Origin of the sequence: Neptunomonas japonica DSM 18939, from assembly GCF_000422765.1 — a bacterium.
Classification (GTDB): domain Bacteria; phylum Pseudomonadota; class Gammaproteobacteria; order Pseudomonadales; family Balneatricaceae; genus Neptunomonas; species Neptunomonas japonica.
In genome coordinates, this window is record NZ_AUGR01000030.1 from 1 (window position 1) to 17,803 (window position 17,803).

Sequence of the window (17,803 nt, forward strand, 5' to 3'; positions counted from 1 at the left end):
GCTCATCTTCAAGCTCCCTCTCTAGGCGCTTAATTTTCTGGGCTGGCGTTTCTTTGCTTTGGGGTGATTTAGTCATAATTCTATGCGTTGGCTGGGACCAATCTAGCTTGCCGTGCTTTCTTAACCAAGTCAGAACGGTAGATCGCCCTTGAATACCATATATCTTTTGAGCTTGTTTATAGGTCATGTCGCCTTTTTCAACAGCATCTACAACCTGCAATTTAAAGCCCATTGTGTAATCGCACTGACTGCGCTTATGATGCGTGGGGGTTGATGTGTCCATAATAGGTCCTCAATATGTAAACCTATTTCAGGACGGGACAATACTTAGATATAAAAAAGCCTCGTAGTTACGAGGCTTTTTGTAAAGTATGCAGCAGCAAATTAGCCAACTAACTGCTTATACAACTCTGGATCTGTAGCACCTTCAGTACCTATTACAAGTACCTTACTTTTAACATTCAAGTTTAGCGCGTTAGAAAACTCAACTTGCTGGGCTGCAATAACCGCCGCCGCCAAACCAGGCACAGCTGATTCACCGGCCTCAATTCCAGGATCACTTTTATAGCCTGTCGCTAGCATTCGCATTGTTTCTGCAACGGCTTCTTCACTTAATGTCATAAAGTCATCAGCACCATTTGAGAGAATTTCCCATGCAAGCGCTGACACTTCACCACAGGCTAAACCTGCCATTAAGGTATTCAGATCACCATCAACAATTACTGGCTTACCAGCTTTGGCACTAAGCTGTAGGCAGTTAGCCTCAACAGGCTCAACCACAACAAAGCGTGGACGCCGCTCACCCCAAAGATCCCAAAAATAACCCGCTACAGCTGAGGCTAAACCACCCACACCGCCTTGGATGAATACATGAGTTGGGACTTCACCTTCTAGCTGCTCAACAATTTCAGCCAACATGACGGTATAACCTAGAGCAACATCTTTAGGCACTTCCATGTAACCTTCATAGCTAGTATCAGAAACAATGATGCGGCCATTCGCTTTAGCATCTAGGTCTGCCTGACGTACGGATTCATCATAGTTACCCGTGATACGAATCACTTCAGCATCAAATGCTTGCATGGCTTGTTTACGGCCTTCAGATACATCGCGGTGAATGTAAATAACACAGCCACAACCAAACATCTGCGCGCCCCAGGCAACAGAACGACCATGGTTACCGTCGGTTGCACAGCTCACAACTATCTCAGATAAGGCATCTTTTAGTTGTCCATCTAATAATTCAGCAATACTTGGACGCTTACCCAGCTGAGCTTCTAAAACATTTTGTAACTGACAAGCCACGGCATAAGCACCACCGAGCGCTTTGAAGCTTTTCAAACCAAAACGCTGTGATTCATCTTTATACCAAAGCGCACCCAACCCCGCATCGTTGGCCATAGCTGCTAATGAATGCAAAGGCGTTTCAGAGTAAGCCGGCCACGTTTTGATATCAGCAATAGCATTGGCAGCTTTGGCAATACTAATCACATCTCGCTGTGCATCAGAATATACATTTTTACTGTTAGCTACAGGGTTTGGAAAATGGGTCAGAGTCCCGTTCAGTTTTAACATAATCATCAATGCCTTTGGTTATCATGGTGCTTTCTTTGTAGCTACTTAGCCGGAAGTTACATATCTCTCGCTAGCAACACTACAAAAGACAAATCACCATTCATCTTATTTTAATTTCTGTCTATGTCAGACCAGAAGTCCCCATAGCCTACTTCAGCGGAATTATTAATCCCTATTGAGAGGTTATGACTATAAAAATTGTATGAAATGGCTCTGCGGGCATTCCTTCTAATCCATCACAATGACAAGGAATTTCATTAGAATATGTAAAATAATGACTATTATCCTCAAATAAGCTTTTAGCTAGCTAAAGGGATAAATTATGGCGCTTTAATCACAAGAAATTATATAAGCCGATACTCAGCAGTGTAGCAAGCTAAACAAGAGCATAAAAAAAGGGTAACCCGAAGGTTACCCTATAAATGACAAGAACCGTGTTTCTTTTGTGGCCTGCACCAACAAAAGAAGATGAAGCAAATCAGAAGTGAGGCCTGATTAACTTGTTGAACAAAACCACTATAATGCAAATGATAATCACAATCAATAGCACTTATTAATTCTAACAATTATTAATACGTAAACTCAAAGAGTTAGTAATTGTTAACCAACAAAACCATTAGGCAAAAAAAAAGGGTAACCCGAAAGTTACCCTGTAAATGACAAGAACCGTGTTTCTTTTGTGGCCTGCACCAACAAAAGAAGATGAAGCAAATCAGAGGTGAGATCTGATTTAACTTGTTGAGCAAAATCATATTAACGCAAATGATAATCACAATCAATAACATTACCTTTTTATTTTATTGTTTGAGCTTTACTCTATAAAACTCAAATCCAGCTCCTCTTTCGCATCATTGGATTAAGAATTTAAACACACCATTACCCTAGGTGTTTTGACGTCAAAGCTACCATCAGGCTTGTGTGACAATCAGTACTCTTTTTTTGCTTTTTCTTTTAGCTCACTAACATTATCGAGCTGTTGATTTACTTGTTCTATATGAACTTCGATTTTAGCTTTTTCATCTCCACTAGCGACACTGAGTTCTTCTCCCAATGTTTGTAGCTCTTTTTTCAAACGCTCTTGAGCGGCTTCTTGTTGTTCAGCTTTTTCAGCTTTATCGAAAATCATATCCTCAGGAATAGATGAAACCTCTGCTGCTTGTCTTACCCCCGCCCCTGGCACTATTTTAACGTGATCATCCATGCGCCGTTGGTTAACAAACGTCGGGGACACTATCTCAACAGCACCATCATGCAATGCATCTAACATGGCTCTGTGCAGTAAAGAACGTGTTGTCAGCATGCTTTTTACATCGATTAATAGCCCGCTCACACGATAAGTGACCGCATCATTACCCAGTTCAATGACTTGCACGAATGGGTCTTTTAGATCTGTCGCTTTAGCCGCAGAGATTAACAATGACTCAATACGTGAATAGTGGACGTCATACCCCAAGGTTAAAGTACTAGAAATAATTGCACCTGACTTACTAATAACCTCTACCGGGCGAGACACAAGGTATAGGTTGGGTAAGGTAATAAGCGCACGATGTTCACTTTGGATTTCTGTATCAAATAAACCGCGCTCAGAAACACGACCAAAGTGATCCTCTACCCGTATAAAATCACCTGTTCGAAACGGTTGATTCATACGAAGCATAATCCCTGCCATAAAGTTGGCAACAAAGGTTGTCGATGAGAATGCAACAATCCCGGAAAGCAACACACCTACAAGCGTTATGACTTGGTTACGTGCAGTATCACTAATCGGCAGAGCAACAGTAATCACGACAAAACCTATAAGTGTTAGCGCTAATAAAGTAAGCTGTCGTGGAAGCTTTTTTTCGTTACCCAATGCAGGGTGACGCCTCAATAAAGCCCAATTTGCCATAAATAGAAGCGCAACCACCACTACGCTAACAGCCAATGAAGGCGCTATAAAAGTAACCTGATCAACCAAACTATCCATAAAAGCCTCTGCGCATCCTATTGTTTAGTTCTGCTTATTATTAGTTAAGCATCTCAGCTAAAATCTAGCTGTATTACAACATGTTAAGTACTACAAAGGTGCAGTTTTCATTTTGGTGCACCACCAAGAACACATTCTATGTACATGGGCATTACTATTAGCATTTAAAAAATCCCATTAAAAACCCTTTAATAACAACAAGATATACCAATTACTTTTAAACAAAACACTGCATTGGCATTAATTATGCAGTAGCTATGTTGATAAACATGGTTAGACATGTACGTATGCTGCGTACAAATATTTGTTCTCGGTATTGAGAAGACTTGGCAATGGCGCTATTTCAGGATCACTCCTGCATAGCGCTTTTTTTGGGAATAAAGATGATCACAACAGAGACTATTAAAACCACTTGCCCATACTGTGGCGTAGGTTGCGGTGTGGATGCCAAAGTTCAGCAAGGTAATTTGATAGCGGTTAGTGGCTCAACTGAACATCCAGCAAATCAAGGTAGACTCTGTGTTAAAGGCTCAGCTTTAGACGAAACCGTTAGCCACCAAGGACGATTGCTTTCCCCAAAAGTTGCAGGCAAAAATGTTGATTGGGACGCTGCTTATTCTCATGTTGCTAGCAAACTATCCGATATTATCGAAAAGCACGGCCCTGACGCTATAGCCATGTATGTATCAGGACAAATTCTGACCGAAGACTATTACGTAGCCAATAAGTTAATGAAAGGCTTCATTGGTACAGCTAACCTCGATACTAATTCTCGCTTATGTATGTCATCTGCTGTAGCCGCGCACAAACGTGCTTTTGGTAGCGATACTGTTCCGGGCTGCTATGAAGATATTGAATTAGCTGATTTAGTCATACTAACGGGTTCTAATTTGGCATGGGCGCATCCTATTATTTATCAGCGTTTAGCAAAAGCTAAAGCAGAACGCCCAGAAATCAAGATTGTCGTCATCGATCCACGTAAAACCGCCAGCTGTGATATTGCTGATCTACATTTACCTTTAAAGCCTGGTAGTGATGGCTTTCTATTTAATGGTTTAACGCACCATCTGATAGCCAATAAAAAAATTGATAAGACATTTATTGACCTGCATTGTGAGGGGTTTGATAGCTTATCTGAAAGTGTGCAACAGCAGACCCTTGTACAAACGGCACTTGATTGTGATGTATCAGCAGAAGCCCTTAAAACACTCTATCATTGGTTTGCTAATACTGAGTGCACCGTCACCCTCTTCTCACAAGGAATTAACCAATCATCCAGCGGTGTCGATAAAGGTAATGCCATTATCAATTGCCACCTAATTAGCGGGAAAATTGGTAAACCTGGGGCAGCACCCTTTTCTATTACGGGTCAGCCTAATGCCATGGGTGGACGCGAAGCCGGTGGCTTGGCCAACCAACTTGCTGCACACATGGAACTAAAAAACCCAAACAGTCTGGATAAAGTTAAACGCTTTTGGAATGCTCCTAATCTAGTACAAAAAGAAGGCCTTAAAGCGGTAGATATGTTTGATGCCGTGGGTAGTGGGCAGATAAAAGCGATTTGGATTATCGCGACGAACCCAGTTGTGTCTATGCCAGATGCCGACAAGATTAAGCAAGCACTCGCTCATTGTGATTTAGTCATTGTATCTGATTCAAGCGACTCAACCGATACACTGCAATTTGCAGATGTGTGCTTGCCTGCAACCACCTGGGGAGAGAAAGACGGAACCACAACGAATTCAGAACGGCGAATTTCTAGGCAACGCCGTTTTCTTCGTCCACCTGAAAAAGCGCAAGATGATTGGAAAATCATCTGTGAAGTTGCAAAGCGTATGGGCTTTAATGATGCCTTCAATTTTGCATCTAGCGCCGATATATTTCGTGAACATGCTGCACTGTCTGGTTTTGAAAACAACAGTGTTAACCGCGCTGCCGGTAACGGTGAACGTGACTTTGATATTTCTGGGCTTGCAGAGATAAGCGATCTGGAATACCAAAATCTTGAACCGATTCAGTGGCCTGTTAATAGTACCTACCCTAAAGGTAGAAAACGCTTCTTTGACGACGGGCACTTTTATACGGCGTCTAATAAGGCACATCTCATTACTATTACCCCCCGCTTACCTACTTATGCAGCCGGCGGTGACCAGTTGATTCTTAATACAGGCCGCATCAGAGATCAGTGGCACACCATGACACGCACCGGTAAAGCACACCGCTTATTGGAACATATCGCCACACCTTTGATTGAAATCCACCCTGAGACTGCAGAGCAACTGTTGATCAAAAACGCCTCACTGGTATCTCTCAAGGATAGAGGAATCGAATACATTGCACGCGCCAATATTAGTGATGCACAACGTAAGGACTCTGTATTTGTACCAATGCATTGGAGCGATGCATTTGCCAGCCATGCTCGTGCAAATAGCTTGGTACGCCCCATTCAAGACGCACTATCTGGCCAGCCTGAGTTTAAACATAGCCCTGTAACTATCACACCGTTAACACCCCGTTGGCAGGGAGTTTTACTCAGTGCTTCTGACTTTGTACCTGATAAAAGGATGGAATGGTTTAAAACCCCATTAGCCAACTGCACCTTGTGGGAGCTTATTGATCTTGAAAAATCACCGTCACTTACATGGCTAACCGCTGCATATCCAAAGGTTGACCAGTGGGTGCACTTAGTTGACTCAGAGCAGCAATACTTAAGTGCCGCTGGCTTTATTGGTAATAAGCTACAAGTGGTTTTGCTTAGCGGGCCAGCATTGCCAGAATACGATAAAACGTGGCTAGCAAGCCAGATTGGAACAGAATGTTCACCTAATCAGGATCGGTTACGATTACTCGCAGGCTACCCTGCAGACCCATCGCTACAAACAGGAAAAACCATTTGCGCCTGTTACCAGATAGGCGAGCAAACCATTATTAATGCACTACAAAATGGTGAAGCAAACAGTGTTGGGGGCTTAGGAGAAAAATTAAAGTGCGGTAGTAATTGTGGCTCCTGTATTCCGGAGCTACGAACACTCGTAAATGACTATAATCCTGACGCTGTAAGCTCAGCTGTTGAGACGGATAATACCGCTTAGCCAATAGCATGATCAACAATGCCCACTTACGACGAGCCATAAGCCTAACCTTTAAGAAAACCGATACCTATTCAAAGCTTGCGGAGGTGTTTACCACCGCCAAGCTGATATCAGCTCAATTTAACGTAAATCATCCGTTAACCGAGGAGCCCTTAAATTTTGAACGGGTAGCGTTACGTTGAATAACTCGTCAGTTATCCAGGGAGCCTGCGTCTGTAACTTAGGCAAAATATCGCTGACGAGAATCGACTGAATCAATGCTGCGATCTTGCCCGGGATCCCCCCCAACTCGCCTTTGCGTGCGATCAGCTGAATAGTTCTGGAGTGGCGGCTATTACCCAGTTCCATAACCTTAACTCCTGCTTCACCCGAGGTATGGAGCGTTTGAGCCAAGCAGGTCGCTGTTAGAATGGCCCACCCGTGTCCGTCACGTACGAAGCTCATCAGATGGTGAAATTGATATTAACGAAACAACATAAAAGGGCCAATTGCATCCCTGAGTGTCAATCGATCAATTGCAGTACCTTTGTGAATTACTTAGTGGTTTGATATCTGGAAAAAATAATCTTCAGATTTATTACATCCATGTCCGCTTCTGGCACCAAGCGGCCTAAAACAGACCGCCATTATCCCAGATAACCCCGCCCCACACCGCCGCCGTTATAAACAACCCAAACATAACAGCCGCTGATCCTAAATCTTTTGCGCGCCCTGCCAATTCATTAAACTCAGTACCGGCTCTATCTACTACCGCTTCAATAGCAGAATTTATAAGCTCCAAAATTAAGACAAGCAAACAAACACTGACCAATAGCGCCCACTGTGTTGCTGTTTGGGCAACCCAGAACGATGCCGGGAACAATACCAAAAACCCATACACTTCATATTGAAAAGCGGGTTCATGCTTAAACGCAGCAGTTATCCCTTTGATTGAGTATTTCGTTGCATAATAGAACCGTGCTAAGCCAGTTACCTTTGCCATTACTTATCCCTTGTTTTCTAGGCTTTAGGTCGCCAGATTATGGTTGGTTGTAGCCTAAAATTTTGTAGTCTTTATCGCGCATATTATTTAACAGAAGCTCCCCGTTACTGGCCACCCTGAACTCGCCATAACGGGCTTGTTCATATGTTTGAGCGGTTCCTTCTTGAAAAAAGAAAGCATTGGTAGCAAATTTAACGCTTCCATCTCTCACGCGATACTGCATTTTCACCTGATTATTCGCCAGTGTTTCGCCTTGGTAAAAACCAGCAAACTGACCCACGCTATTTTCATCTAGGTTGACGATAATAAAACCTTCTTCACTCTCCACCGATTTATCTGCAAACGCTTTCCTTTGCAGAGCAAAGCGTAAACGCATGTAATCCCCCTGCATGAGCGAGCGAGGATCAACCGGCGCAAGCTGCAACAAGACTAGCTTACCCGATGCTAATACTTGCTCTTTCTTAAAAATGGTAAAGTTTACAGCGCCTAAAACAAAACAGATCATAATCACGCCGATCCATTTAGTGCTGTTCATACCTGAGCGCTTTAAGAGGCGTGACAGTAAGAAAACACTTTCCTTTTCACTATCACTTGAGTGGCTATTTAAAATTGCACGCACTACTAATTGCCCCAGTAATAATGCTATACCAGTACCCACCAAGATGAATGACTTAAGCAGTAACGTAGTATTGAGGCTGTAATAATACCAAGAGACAAACGATATTAATGCGAGTAGCCCTAGTACTTTAAGGCTTGTTCTCTGGTAAGCAAAACCCACCAGCAAAATAAGCAGAGCGCTACTGGTGCCTAGAGCAATAAGCCCAGAGGCAACAAGTAAAACACCACCAAGAACAACCAAACGCCCTGTTACAGATGATAACGAGAGTTGATATTGCACAAAGATTTTTTGGATCACTAGCGCGAATGAAACAGCCACTAATACCGATGTTATCCAGGGTGCTATTGCCCACCAAGTATTAGCACCTTGTTTATCATAGAAAGATAGCAAATCGTCGCTAAAGAGAATGTGCCCATTAAATTGCACCAATGCCAACGCTAGCCCAAAACCTACAGGCTCCCAGAGTGAGTAAAAGCGCTTCCAGTGATTTTCATTTATCCATACCAGCGTAAATAAAACACAACAACTAGCAGCGCCTAAGCCATAAATACCCAATTGATTGAGGCCCCAAAAAAGAGCAATCATGGCAAACCAACAGCTTAAAACACGGTGAATAAAATGCGGCATAAGCAGAGTTAGTACTAGCTGAAAAGCAGCCAACAGAAAAAATGCCATAAATGATTGGTAGGATATCCAATCAAATAAACCCCACGCCACCAGCATCTGCCCGGTTAAACTAAACACCAAGCCTAACTGACCAACAAAAATGCCTTTTGGTTGAGTCCGAAACAAGATGTAAGCGGCCGTACAACAGATAAGACCTGACGCAATAAGCGCTATTTCGTTATCAAATTGGAATAAAAATCCAAACATCGATCCGACAAAACCCAGCATAAAAAATGCAGAGATCCATCCAGCAAACCCCTGCATTAAAGCGATGTACCAAGGCGTACTGTCATGCAGCGAATCATCTGTATTAGTGGGTATGTCTCCAGAGACTAATTGCTGGCGCTTAAGCGTTTCCCACAAAGCATTCGTTGAGGAGTCCATATTACGCCTCCTCACTTTTCTGGTCTTTTTCTACATAAGCTGTTTGTTGACGAGACAGCTTCTTCAACCAAATGCCCCCTGCAGCAGACAAGCCAATAATAGCCATACTGATTAACAAAAAGGCCCCGTCATCCAAGACATCTTCAAACATCCAGCCCAGAGAGAATGTCACCACTAAAATGCCACTTAATACACAGCCAGATAACAACACAAGATCCAGCACTTTGTAACGGTACAAGTAAAAAACAGCGGCCATCCACGTCACATAAACAGGCCCCCCCCAAGCCGTATCATGGTTATCAAAAATGGCAAGAATCGCGATCCAAGTCACCGTGATTCCGCCAATTAATGCCGAGACTTGTGCTGCTTGCCGGTTATCTAACGCTACGGATAAAGCGCTGGTGTTAGCATTTTTATCTGAAACGTTTTGCTGGCTACCAAAGCACACCAGTACTTCAAAGAAGACTAAAAAGGCGGTATTTACTGCAAGGAATATCCACAACCACTCTTCTTCACGAAACAGAAAGCCAAACAGCCCACGAAAAGTGTTCAGATACAGAATCATCGATAAGTTGACTAGAGCAATCCAAAGAATCCATAACGTACTGGATCGACCAATCAGCGCCCATGGTGTAATAAGTGCAGCCCACACAGCAAACAACTGCCATGGGTCAGCTCCAGTTTGATAAGTCTGCCCGGTTAGCGCCAACAATGCCCCCGTTAACAGAGCCATTCCTAATAAAGACACCGTTGAAGATGTACGATGGCAATCTAGACGAGAATAAATGAATGCAGCAGCCAGCATAATGGCTTCAAGCAGAGCAAACTTAGCAAAACGCCCCATGGCATCCCAGTTAAAAGCAAAGAAGAAGATCATGCCAACCGCAATAGCAACGGCACCTGTCCACATCAAAAACTGGCTAATAAAACTAAACCAATCCTTTTTAGCGGGGCGTGAGTGAGTTGCCGCTAACGCCTCCTCTACATCTCCTTGAATAAGCCCCTGTTCTGCCCAGGATAAAATTTGCCTGCGGTTGTCTGTCACGCTTCTCTTCCTTTGCCATCCCAAACATACTTAGTTATATTGCTTGAACCAGTGCTTTTAGGACCTGTGGTGATTTAATATCTTGACGCTGCTTGATCAATGCACTGCCAAGATCCAGTGCAAATTTTTCTGATATGGCACGCGTATTAAGATCTTCTATTGAATCCAAGTCAGCCACATGAGCTAAACCAATGGTACGGCGGATTATTTCTGTACCCGCATATCCCATGCTCTCGTGCCATGTATATTCGATAAAAACATCGACAAAGGCGGTATCAGCAAAGACAGGATCTTTACATTTCTTACTAACGAGTTCTTTAAAGCGCACAGCAAATGTGCTCCATAAGTTATCAATCGTGGTTAACAGAAATTCACGATAGGCCTGCTTCTCGTCGAGATCTCCTTCTAACCCTAATTGGCCTGCAAAATTGATAAGCAAGTTACCGATAATAGAGCCAATATCAAAACTCATCGGTCCATAAAAAGCGAATTCAGGATCAATCACTTTAGTACCATCTGCTTTGACAAAAACAGAGCCTGCATGAAGATCCGCATGCAACAAAGCTTGTGCATCATTCATGAAATGGTATTTAAGTTTAGCCGCCTCGACTTTAAGCAAGTCGTCCTGCCACAGTGCTTGCGCCGTTTCTTGTAATGGTGGATTAACACTATTGCGTTCGTGATCGCAGAACGGATCCCAGAAAAAGAGTTCTTCCGTAATTTTGCACAGGTCGGGGTTAATATAGTCAGCTACGGCTGATTTTTTCTGATAAGTGTCTAGATAAAAATCAGACGTATGGAACAAAGACTCAGCTAAAAACTCACCTAAATGGCGCCCTAGTTCAGGCAGCGGGCGGCGTGCAATAAGGGCGTGACGTAAGTTCTCGTGATCACCTATATCTTCCATAATGAACGCGGAACGTGCTTGATCAAAATAATAAACAACGGGTACATACTCAGCAGCCCAAGTACCTTCTTCTTGAAGGCACTGTGCTTCAATACGAATACGGTCTAGCGATAATGGCCAACCCTCACCAATAATGCGTACATATGGCAGCGCTTGTTTAACAATAACGCTTTGATGGTCATTCGTAATTCGGTAAACAAAGTTAATATTACCATCGCCAATCTCTTCAACACGTAAAGCAGATGTATCAGTGAACAGCTCAGTATTGGTCAGTACAAATTCGATTATTTCAGCATCATTGGCAAATTTAGCATTGGTCATAACAGTCAATTCTCACAGGTGCTTTTTCAATATCCACCCAGTTTGCCAGAAAAAAAACATCTATAAAGTTAAATATCTGAATGGGTTAATTTATGTATCATCTGTATCTACTTAAGCCAACAGTGACTGTGCTATCGTCTAGCTCTTTTTGGTGGTCACAGGGCAGTTGTTAACTATGTCATTTGAATTAGTCATTTTGTTCCTTGCGGGTTTCTTTGGTGGAGTACTCAACTCTATCGCAGGTGGCGGAAGCTTCATTACATTTCCTGCGCTCATTTTTGTAGGAATCCCTCCTATTACAGCCAATGCAACTAACACTTTTGCTTCGTGCGCAGGCTATATGAGTGGCACATATGCATTTCGAAAGGAGATTGCCCAGCATAAAGACCAGCTAGTGCGTATTGTGACTATCAGCTTGATTGGCGGTATTTTAGGAGCATGGCTATTACTGCAAACACCCGAAACAGTTTTTGAGGAAGCAATTCCTTGGTTGCTACTTTTTGCCACTGTTCTCTTTATTTTTGGCGGACAAATTAATGCGGGGTTAAAAAGGCTGGCATCTCGTCATCGCCATGCATCCTCGATTGGCGGCATATTGCTATCACTATTACTATTGGGAGTTGCTACATACGGCGGCTTCTTTAATGCAGGCTTAGGCATTATCAGCCTGAGTTACTTAGCATTGGCAGGTTATACCAATATCAACGCAATGAACGGCCTAAAACTTTTAGTGTCATCATCGGTTTCGCTCATTGCCATAATTCTCTTTATTTATAACGATGTAATTGCTTGGTACGAAGGCACTATTGTATTGTGCGGTACGTTAGCCGGCGGCTATGTTGCAGCACATGTTTCACGCAAACTGCCTCAACAACAGGTAAGGAACTTTGTGATTGTTGCGAGCATAGCTACAACGCTTTACTTCTTTTTTGATGTTTATGCAGGCTAGTTTTCACTAGCCCTATTCTCTGAGTTAGGCAGATCAACAGCTTCACCAATATCTTGTTGAAGCTGTTCAATATCGCCCACTACTTTCAAGAACTTCCTGCCAAAGGGTGTGAACTCATATTCTACTCGTGGCGGTATTTCTGCGAATGAATTTTTCTGCAAAATACCAAACTCAATATGTCTACGTAAGCACTCATTCAACACTTTAGTGCTCAAACCATCAACGCTTCGTACCATTTCGCCTGGCCGATTCACTCCATCGGTTAATAACGTGAACACCGTTAAAGACCATTTACAGCCAAAGATTGCTTCAACCATCCGTGTTGCTTGAACAGGTGCTGTTCGGCGCAGAATTTTTTTCTCATTAGTTTTCATAAAGATGTACTAAAAAGTACCTACCCCACTCATTTGTACTTAGTTTTCAAGCAGTAAGCTTCTTCATATGCTTGCCTCACAAATCACTCGTATCACTAATTTAATAGTGCCTTTTATCTTCAATCTAATAAAGCACAATTCAGGAGATCAACAACATGACGACAACAAATAATGCACATAGCTTAATAGTCGGTGGGTCAAGCGGAATGGGGCTAGCGACAGCAGAGCAGTTAGCAAGACAGGGGCATTCCATAATCATTGTTGGCCGTAATACTGAGAAACTCGCAAGCGCAAAAGCCAAATTGGGTCAATTTACTAATGTACTGACATGGCAAGAAGACTTATATGAACATGAAGCCGTAGAACACTTGATAACTCGCATCAATAATTTTCAAGGTCATATAAAACAATTGGTCAACGCTGCCGGCTACTTTAATCCAAAAGCTTTTCTTGATCATAGTGTTGATGATTACGAGCTATATATGGGCCTTAATCAATCCATCTTCCTTGTAACTCAGGCCGTGGTTAAAAATATGCAGGCTCACAACGGTGGTGAAATTGTCAATATCGGTTCTATGTGGGCACATCAAGCCATTAAAGCAACACCCTCTTCTGCTTATTCCATGGCAAAAGCAGGCTTACACGCCTTTACCCAACACCTAGCTATTGAGCTAGCAGACTCAAACATTCGGGTAAATGCAGTGTCTCCGGCTGTTGTTAAAACGCCTATCTATGAAACCTTTATTGATCCTAGTGAGCTAGATCAAACTCTTGTAGGATTCAGTGCTTTCCATCCCATAGGCCGGATTGGTACAGTAGCGGATATTGCTAACACCATTACATTCTTGCTCTCGGATAAAGCAGGTTGGGTGACAGGGGCAATTTGGAATATTGATGGTGGTGTGATGGCTGGACGCAATTAACACCCGCAAACACAATTAGAAAAGTCTACCCGGGAGCCATAAAATGACAGCCACAACAAGCAACTTCGCACCGATAAATATGGACCGTCTGCAACGCTGTATTATTGAAACAGCCAGCAACGAATGGCTCCCCTCTCCAGCTCAAGGTGTTTGGCGTAAACCATTAGAACGCGAAAGCGCAGAGCAAGGCCAGGTCACCAGTATTGTGCGCTATGACGCAGGAACATTCTTTCCCGAACATTCACACCCACAAGGTGAAGAAATTTTTGTGTTAAGCGGTGTTTTTGAAGACGAGAATGGCAGCTACCCTGCCGGCACATATTTACGGAACCCACCGGGTTCTAGCCATACACCCGGCAGTACAGTTGGCTGCGAGTTACTCGTCAAACTCAATATGTTTGATATGAATGATCAACAACAGATTGTACTGGATACAATCAATACTGATTGGCTACCCGGTTTAGTCGATGGTTTAAGTGTTATGCCACTACACGAGTTCGTATCAGAAAATAGCGCAGAACACACCGCTCTCGTTCGCTGGCAAACAGGCACGCGCTTCAGTACTCATAGGCATATGGGCGGTGAAGAAATACTGGTTCTTGAAGGCACATTCGAAGACGAGTTTGGACAATACCCCACAGGCACTTGGGTACGCTCTCCGCATAACAGCAAACATCAACCTTTTAGTAACGAGGGTTGTTTGATTTTGGTAAAAGTTGGCCACCTATCACGCTTACTTGGTGACACATCTTTAGATAAATAAACGAGATGATCGAAGCGTTTATTTAATGCAATTTACAAGATCAAAGCACATTAATGGGAGAGCACTCCCATTAATGTTTTCAATGCATCTTGGCGTGCCATTGTTAAAGGGTGCAAAAAGCTCAAGCGCAAACAGTTACGATAATGATCACTTGAAGAGAACAGCGACCCCGGTGTTATCACCACTCCCTTACTAAGTGCTACGCCATATGCTGCCAGTGTATCTATCTCTTCGGGAAGCTGTAACCACATCGCCATACCTCCTTCAGGCACGCTAAAGCGAATATCAGCAGCCCAATGCTCATCCAGAAAGTTAACGAGTTGATCGCGTTGCAACCGCAGCTGTTCTCGCTGGCGTCGAAGGTGTGTGTCATAGCCGCCATCTTTTAAGAAACTAGCAAGGCCTTGTTGGACAAAACGGCTGCTCGCTAGCAAGGTGACTAGCTTCAAACGCTTTACTTGGTTATGCCAACGACCTGCATCTATCCAGCCAATTCTTAAATCACGTGAAAGGCTCTTAGAGAAAGAACTACAAAGAATGACACGACCCGTTTTATCTTCTGCCTTCAAAGGGTCGGGGCGCCCTAAAAAACCCAGCTCGCCGTATATATCATCCTCAATCAAGGCCAGATCATACTGTTCGGCTAATAAGAGAAGTTTCTTGCGTGTTGCTAACGGTAAATTGGCGCCTGTCGGTGTTGCATAGGCAGGTGTCACGACACACGCTCGAATATCCCATTGTTGTAAGGCACGCTCTAGCGCATCAGCATCTAAACCTGTAACCGGCGAAGCGGGTATCTCGACAACTTGTAGACCCAATTGCTCAAGCAATTGTAAAACCCCATAAAAGCCCGGCGACTCAACAGCAACAATGTCACCGCGCTGACAAGATACCATCAACGCCAAAAACAGTGATTGCTGGCAACCAGCGGTAATACAGTAATCTTCAGCATTGCGTTCACAGCCATAGCGACGATAACGCTGCGCTAACTGCTCACGTAAAACGTTGTCTCCAGCGGGTTCGTCGTAGTAATGGTGTGCACTATCCGCCTGGCTACGCAGAGCACGCCCGACACTGCGGTTCAGCGCCGTTACCCCTGCGTTACTTGTTTCAGTTATGTTCTCATCAAGTGAGGCTTGTTCACTAAAGCTTTGAGCGGGTCTGCGCTGCGCTTGTAATCCAGCCAAGATATCAAATGCAGCGCCTCTGGACATAACATCCATAACCACATCACTCACAGTGACAGGAGCAGGCGCTACAACTGTATCGTTACCAATTAGCGGGACAGCTCTATTAGCAGTGTTTGGTAAAACGAAATAGCCAGATTTAGGGCGAGCTTCAACGAGTCCGCGCGCCTCCAACCTTTGGTACGCATGGAGCACTGTCGCTTTAGAAAGTTGTTGCTCAGCACACATTTCACGCACAGAGGGCAAACGCTCACCGACACTCCAGCGCTTTCCAGCAATACCATCAAGTAACCATGTTTCAAGTCGCTGGTATCGGTATTCTCTGCTCATTACTTTTAAACCTTGTTGATATCTGCCATGTAATTAAACATTAACAAAACAATCTGTACCGCAAAAGTTTTATTTTTTTATGCCTGATCCTATTTTCTATTCTTCTATATGCTTTCAACCTCCTAATTCTCATTAGCTAAGTTGTGAATGATGCAAAAGATTCCAGTCCAAATTATCGATGCTTCTACGCTTGCCGTTGATAGCAAAATCCATGTTCGTTTAACCGAAGGTTTGTTTCAGCAAGCCCGTCGTTTAATCAGTTGGCCATTGCTGTTTGTTTACTTCGCCTTGGTATGGCTACAAGTTGATGGGCAACCCTGGTTGTTATTTGATTTTGGGCAGCGACGTATACTGCTTTTTGGAACCTCTCTGTCATGGCATGATTTACCATTACTGGCAGGAATCATGATTGCAGGCACCAGCTTATTATTTTTTATGGCGGTAGGCTGGGGACGTGTTTGGTGTGGTTTCGCTTGTCCACAGAGCATCTGGACATGGGTATTTATCCGCATAGAACAATGGACTGAAGGGCGCGCTAATATCCGTGCACGCCAAGAACGCCAACCGTTACGCGGTATCCTGCTTTTGCGTCGTATCAGTAAGCATTTTTTATGGATTAGCTTCGCTCTTTTTACAGCAGTGACCTTTACCGGCTACTTTATTCCCATTCGCGAACTCGTAGCAGACTTATTCACATGGCAAGCAGGCACAGGCACCCTTGGCTGGTTGGTCTGCATGGCAGCCCTGACTTACCTTAATGCAGGGCTCGTAAGAGAAAAGATATGTTTACACGCATGTCCATACTCTCGCTTTCAAGGCGTCATGTTTGATGACCAAACGCGTACCGTTAGCTATGATAAAAGTCGAGGAGAGCCTCGTAGTAATAAACGATCTTCTGACGGTAGCAGCGGCGACTGTGTAGATTGCGGCCTTTGTGTGCAAGTGTGTCCAACAGGAATTGATATTAGAGATGGCCTGCAAGCCGCCTGTATCGATTGCGGTGCCTGCATTGATGCCTGCGATGCCGTGATGACAAAAATACAACGCCCCAAAGGCTTAATTCGGTTTTGCTCCGAAGACCAATTAGCAAAAATTAGCAGTCCACTTTGGCGACCTCGCCTGATCGCTTACCTATTAGTATCGCTGACAACCATCGCGGCTGTAGTTTATGGGTTTACCGATAAAACAGAACTGTTAGTAGAGATCAGACGAGACCGGGGAGCACTGTTCCACCAACTTGATGAAGAAACAGTCTGCAACCGTTACTTATTTAAGGTAGAAAGTTTCAACCCAGAGCTTCAAGCATTAAACCTGTCAGTTTCGGGAATAACAGGCGCATACCTAGAAGGCATGAAAAGAATAGAAAAATCTAATTTTGCGCAATGGCTACCTTATAGAGTGTGTGCTCAACCCACGTCTACGTCAAATAATCAGCTCCAGATACACTTTCAGGAGAACAACTTCGAAACAATTAAGAAGACTACTTTTATAACGTCAGCTCGCTGAATTAATTACAAGCTTTACTCGCCCTACTAACAAGAGGCCTAGTTTATTTCATAGTACCCACGCTCTTACTAAAGAGCGCTGGGTACGAACTCTTATTATTGGCGCACCTGTTTTATAAACAACGAAGCCAAAAATCACTTAATCTGCTCAACGAATTATCGTATTTTGAGAACCGGCAATAGCAGTGAAAAAAACAGGTGAGAGGTTGATGAAT

At 43.6% G+C, this 17,803-nt stretch carries 15 protein-coding genes; 5 read left to right on the forward strand and 10 right to left on the reverse strand.

Annotated features, from left to right (window positions below; genetic code table 11):
• The 3 genes from G511_RS0116670 to G511_RS0116680 all read right to left on the reverse strand — a co-directional run.
• A partial coding sequence (locus tag G511_RS0116670; protein ID WP_028470650.1) for an IS3 family transposase occupies positions 1–283 on the reverse strand: 283 nt, incomplete at its 3' end.
• Between the two features lie 101 nt (positions 284–384).
• On the reverse strand, positions 385–1,575 hold the full coding sequence (locus G511_RS0116675; protein WP_028470651.1) for a diaminopropionate ammonia-lyase: 1,191 nt from the start codon (positions 1,573–1,575) through the stop codon (positions 385–387).
• A gap of 925 nt (positions 1,576–2,500) precedes the next feature.
• Positions 2,501–3,541, reverse strand: a complete 1,041-nt coding sequence (locus G511_RS0116680; protein WP_028470652.1) for a mechanosensitive ion channel family protein — start codon at positions 3,539–3,541, stop codon at positions 2,501–2,503.
• 383 nt (positions 3,542–3,924) lie between these two features.
• On the opposite strand from G511_RS0116680, the gene G511_RS0116685 reads away from it, so the two are divergent.
• A complete protein-coding gene (locus G511_RS0116685; protein ID WP_028470653.1) occupies positions 3,925–6,633 on the forward strand; it encodes a nitrate reductase in 2,709 nt (902 codons plus the stop codon).
• Between the two features lie 120 nt (positions 6,634–6,753).
• Here the strand turns inward: G511_RS0116685 and G511_RS0116690 are convergent, their stop codons facing one another.
• The 5 genes from G511_RS0116690 to mtnK all read right to left on the reverse strand — a co-directional run bounded on the left by G511_RS0116690 (position 6,754) and on the right by mtnK (position 11,557).
• Positions 6,754–6,981, reverse strand: a complete 228-nt coding sequence (locus tag G511_RS0116690; RefSeq protein ID WP_028470654.1) for a hypothetical protein — start codon at positions 6,979–6,981, stop codon at positions 6,754–6,756.
• A 262-nt stretch (positions 6,982–7,243) separates the two neighbouring features.
• Positions 7,244–7,615, reverse strand: coding sequence for a diacylglycerol kinase (locus G511_RS0116695; protein WP_028470655.1), 372 nt, complete (start codon positions 7,613–7,615; stop codon positions 7,244–7,246).
• Positions 7,616–7,652: 37 nt separating this feature from the next.
• A complete protein-coding gene (locus G511_RS23985; RefSeq protein WP_051222182.1) occupies positions 7,653–9,284 on the reverse strand; it encodes a GDYXXLXY domain-containing protein in 1,632 nt (543 codons plus the stop codon).
• Between the two features lies 1 nt (position 9,285).
• Complete coding sequence (locus G511_RS23205) at positions 9,286–10,329, reverse strand: DUF2157 domain-containing protein (RefSeq protein WP_051222184.1); 1,044 nt, start codon at positions 10,327–10,329, stop codon at positions 9,286–9,288.
• A 34-nt stretch (positions 10,330–10,363) separates the two neighbouring features.
• A complete protein-coding gene (gene mtnK, locus G511_RS0116710) occupies positions 10,364–11,557 on the reverse strand; it encodes an S-methyl-5-thioribose kinase (protein ID WP_084629144.1) in 1,194 nt (397 codons plus the stop codon).
• 175 nt (positions 11,558–11,732) lie between these two features.
• On the opposite strand from mtnK, the gene G511_RS0116715 reads away from it, so the two are divergent.
• Complete coding sequence (locus G511_RS0116715; protein WP_028470658.1) at positions 11,733–12,506, forward strand: sulfite exporter TauE/SafE family protein; 774 nt, start codon at positions 11,733–11,735, stop codon at positions 12,504–12,506.
• Here the strand turns inward: G511_RS0116715 and G511_RS0116720 are convergent.
• Complete coding sequence (locus G511_RS0116720) at positions 12,503–12,880, reverse strand: winged helix-turn-helix transcriptional regulator (protein ID WP_028470659.1); 378 nt, start codon at positions 12,878–12,880, stop codon at positions 12,503–12,505. The genes G511_RS0116715 and G511_RS0116720 overlap by 4 nt on opposite strands.
• A 155-nt stretch (positions 12,881–13,035) precedes the next feature.
• Here G511_RS0116720 and G511_RS0116725 point away from each other — a divergent pair, with 155 nt between their 5' ends.
• Together G511_RS0116725 and G511_RS0116730 are read left to right on the forward strand one after the other, a co-directional pair.
• Positions 13,036–13,803 (forward strand): SDR family NAD(P)-dependent oxidoreductase, encoded by a 768-nt coding sequence (locus G511_RS0116725; RefSeq protein ID WP_028470660.1) that lies wholly within the window; start codon positions 13,036–13,038, stop codon positions 13,801–13,803.
• 43 nt (positions 13,804–13,846) lie between these two features.
• Positions 13,847–14,566: a cupin domain-containing protein gene (locus G511_RS0116730; protein WP_028470661.1), complete on the forward strand. Its 720-nt coding sequence runs from the start codon at positions 13,847–13,849 to the stop codon at positions 14,564–14,566.
• A 50-nt stretch (positions 14,567–14,616) separates the two neighbouring features.
• Here G511_RS0116730 and G511_RS0116735 read toward each other — a convergent pair whose 3' ends face one another.
• The gene (locus G511_RS0116735) at positions 14,617–16,083 is read right to left on the reverse strand and encodes an aminotransferase-like domain-containing protein (RefSeq protein WP_028470662.1); all 1,467 of its coding nucleotides are present in this window, start codon (positions 16,081–16,083) and stop codon (positions 14,617–14,619) included.
• Positions 16,084–16,230: 147 nt separating this feature from the next.
• Between G511_RS0116735 and ccoG the strand changes: the two genes are divergently transcribed.
• Complete coding sequence (ccoG, locus tag G511_RS0116740) at positions 16,231–17,589, forward strand: cytochrome c oxidase accessory protein CcoG (RefSeq protein WP_028470663.1); 1,359 nt, start codon at positions 16,231–16,233, stop codon at positions 17,587–17,589.
• Positions 17,590–17,803: the final 214 nt, after the last annotated feature.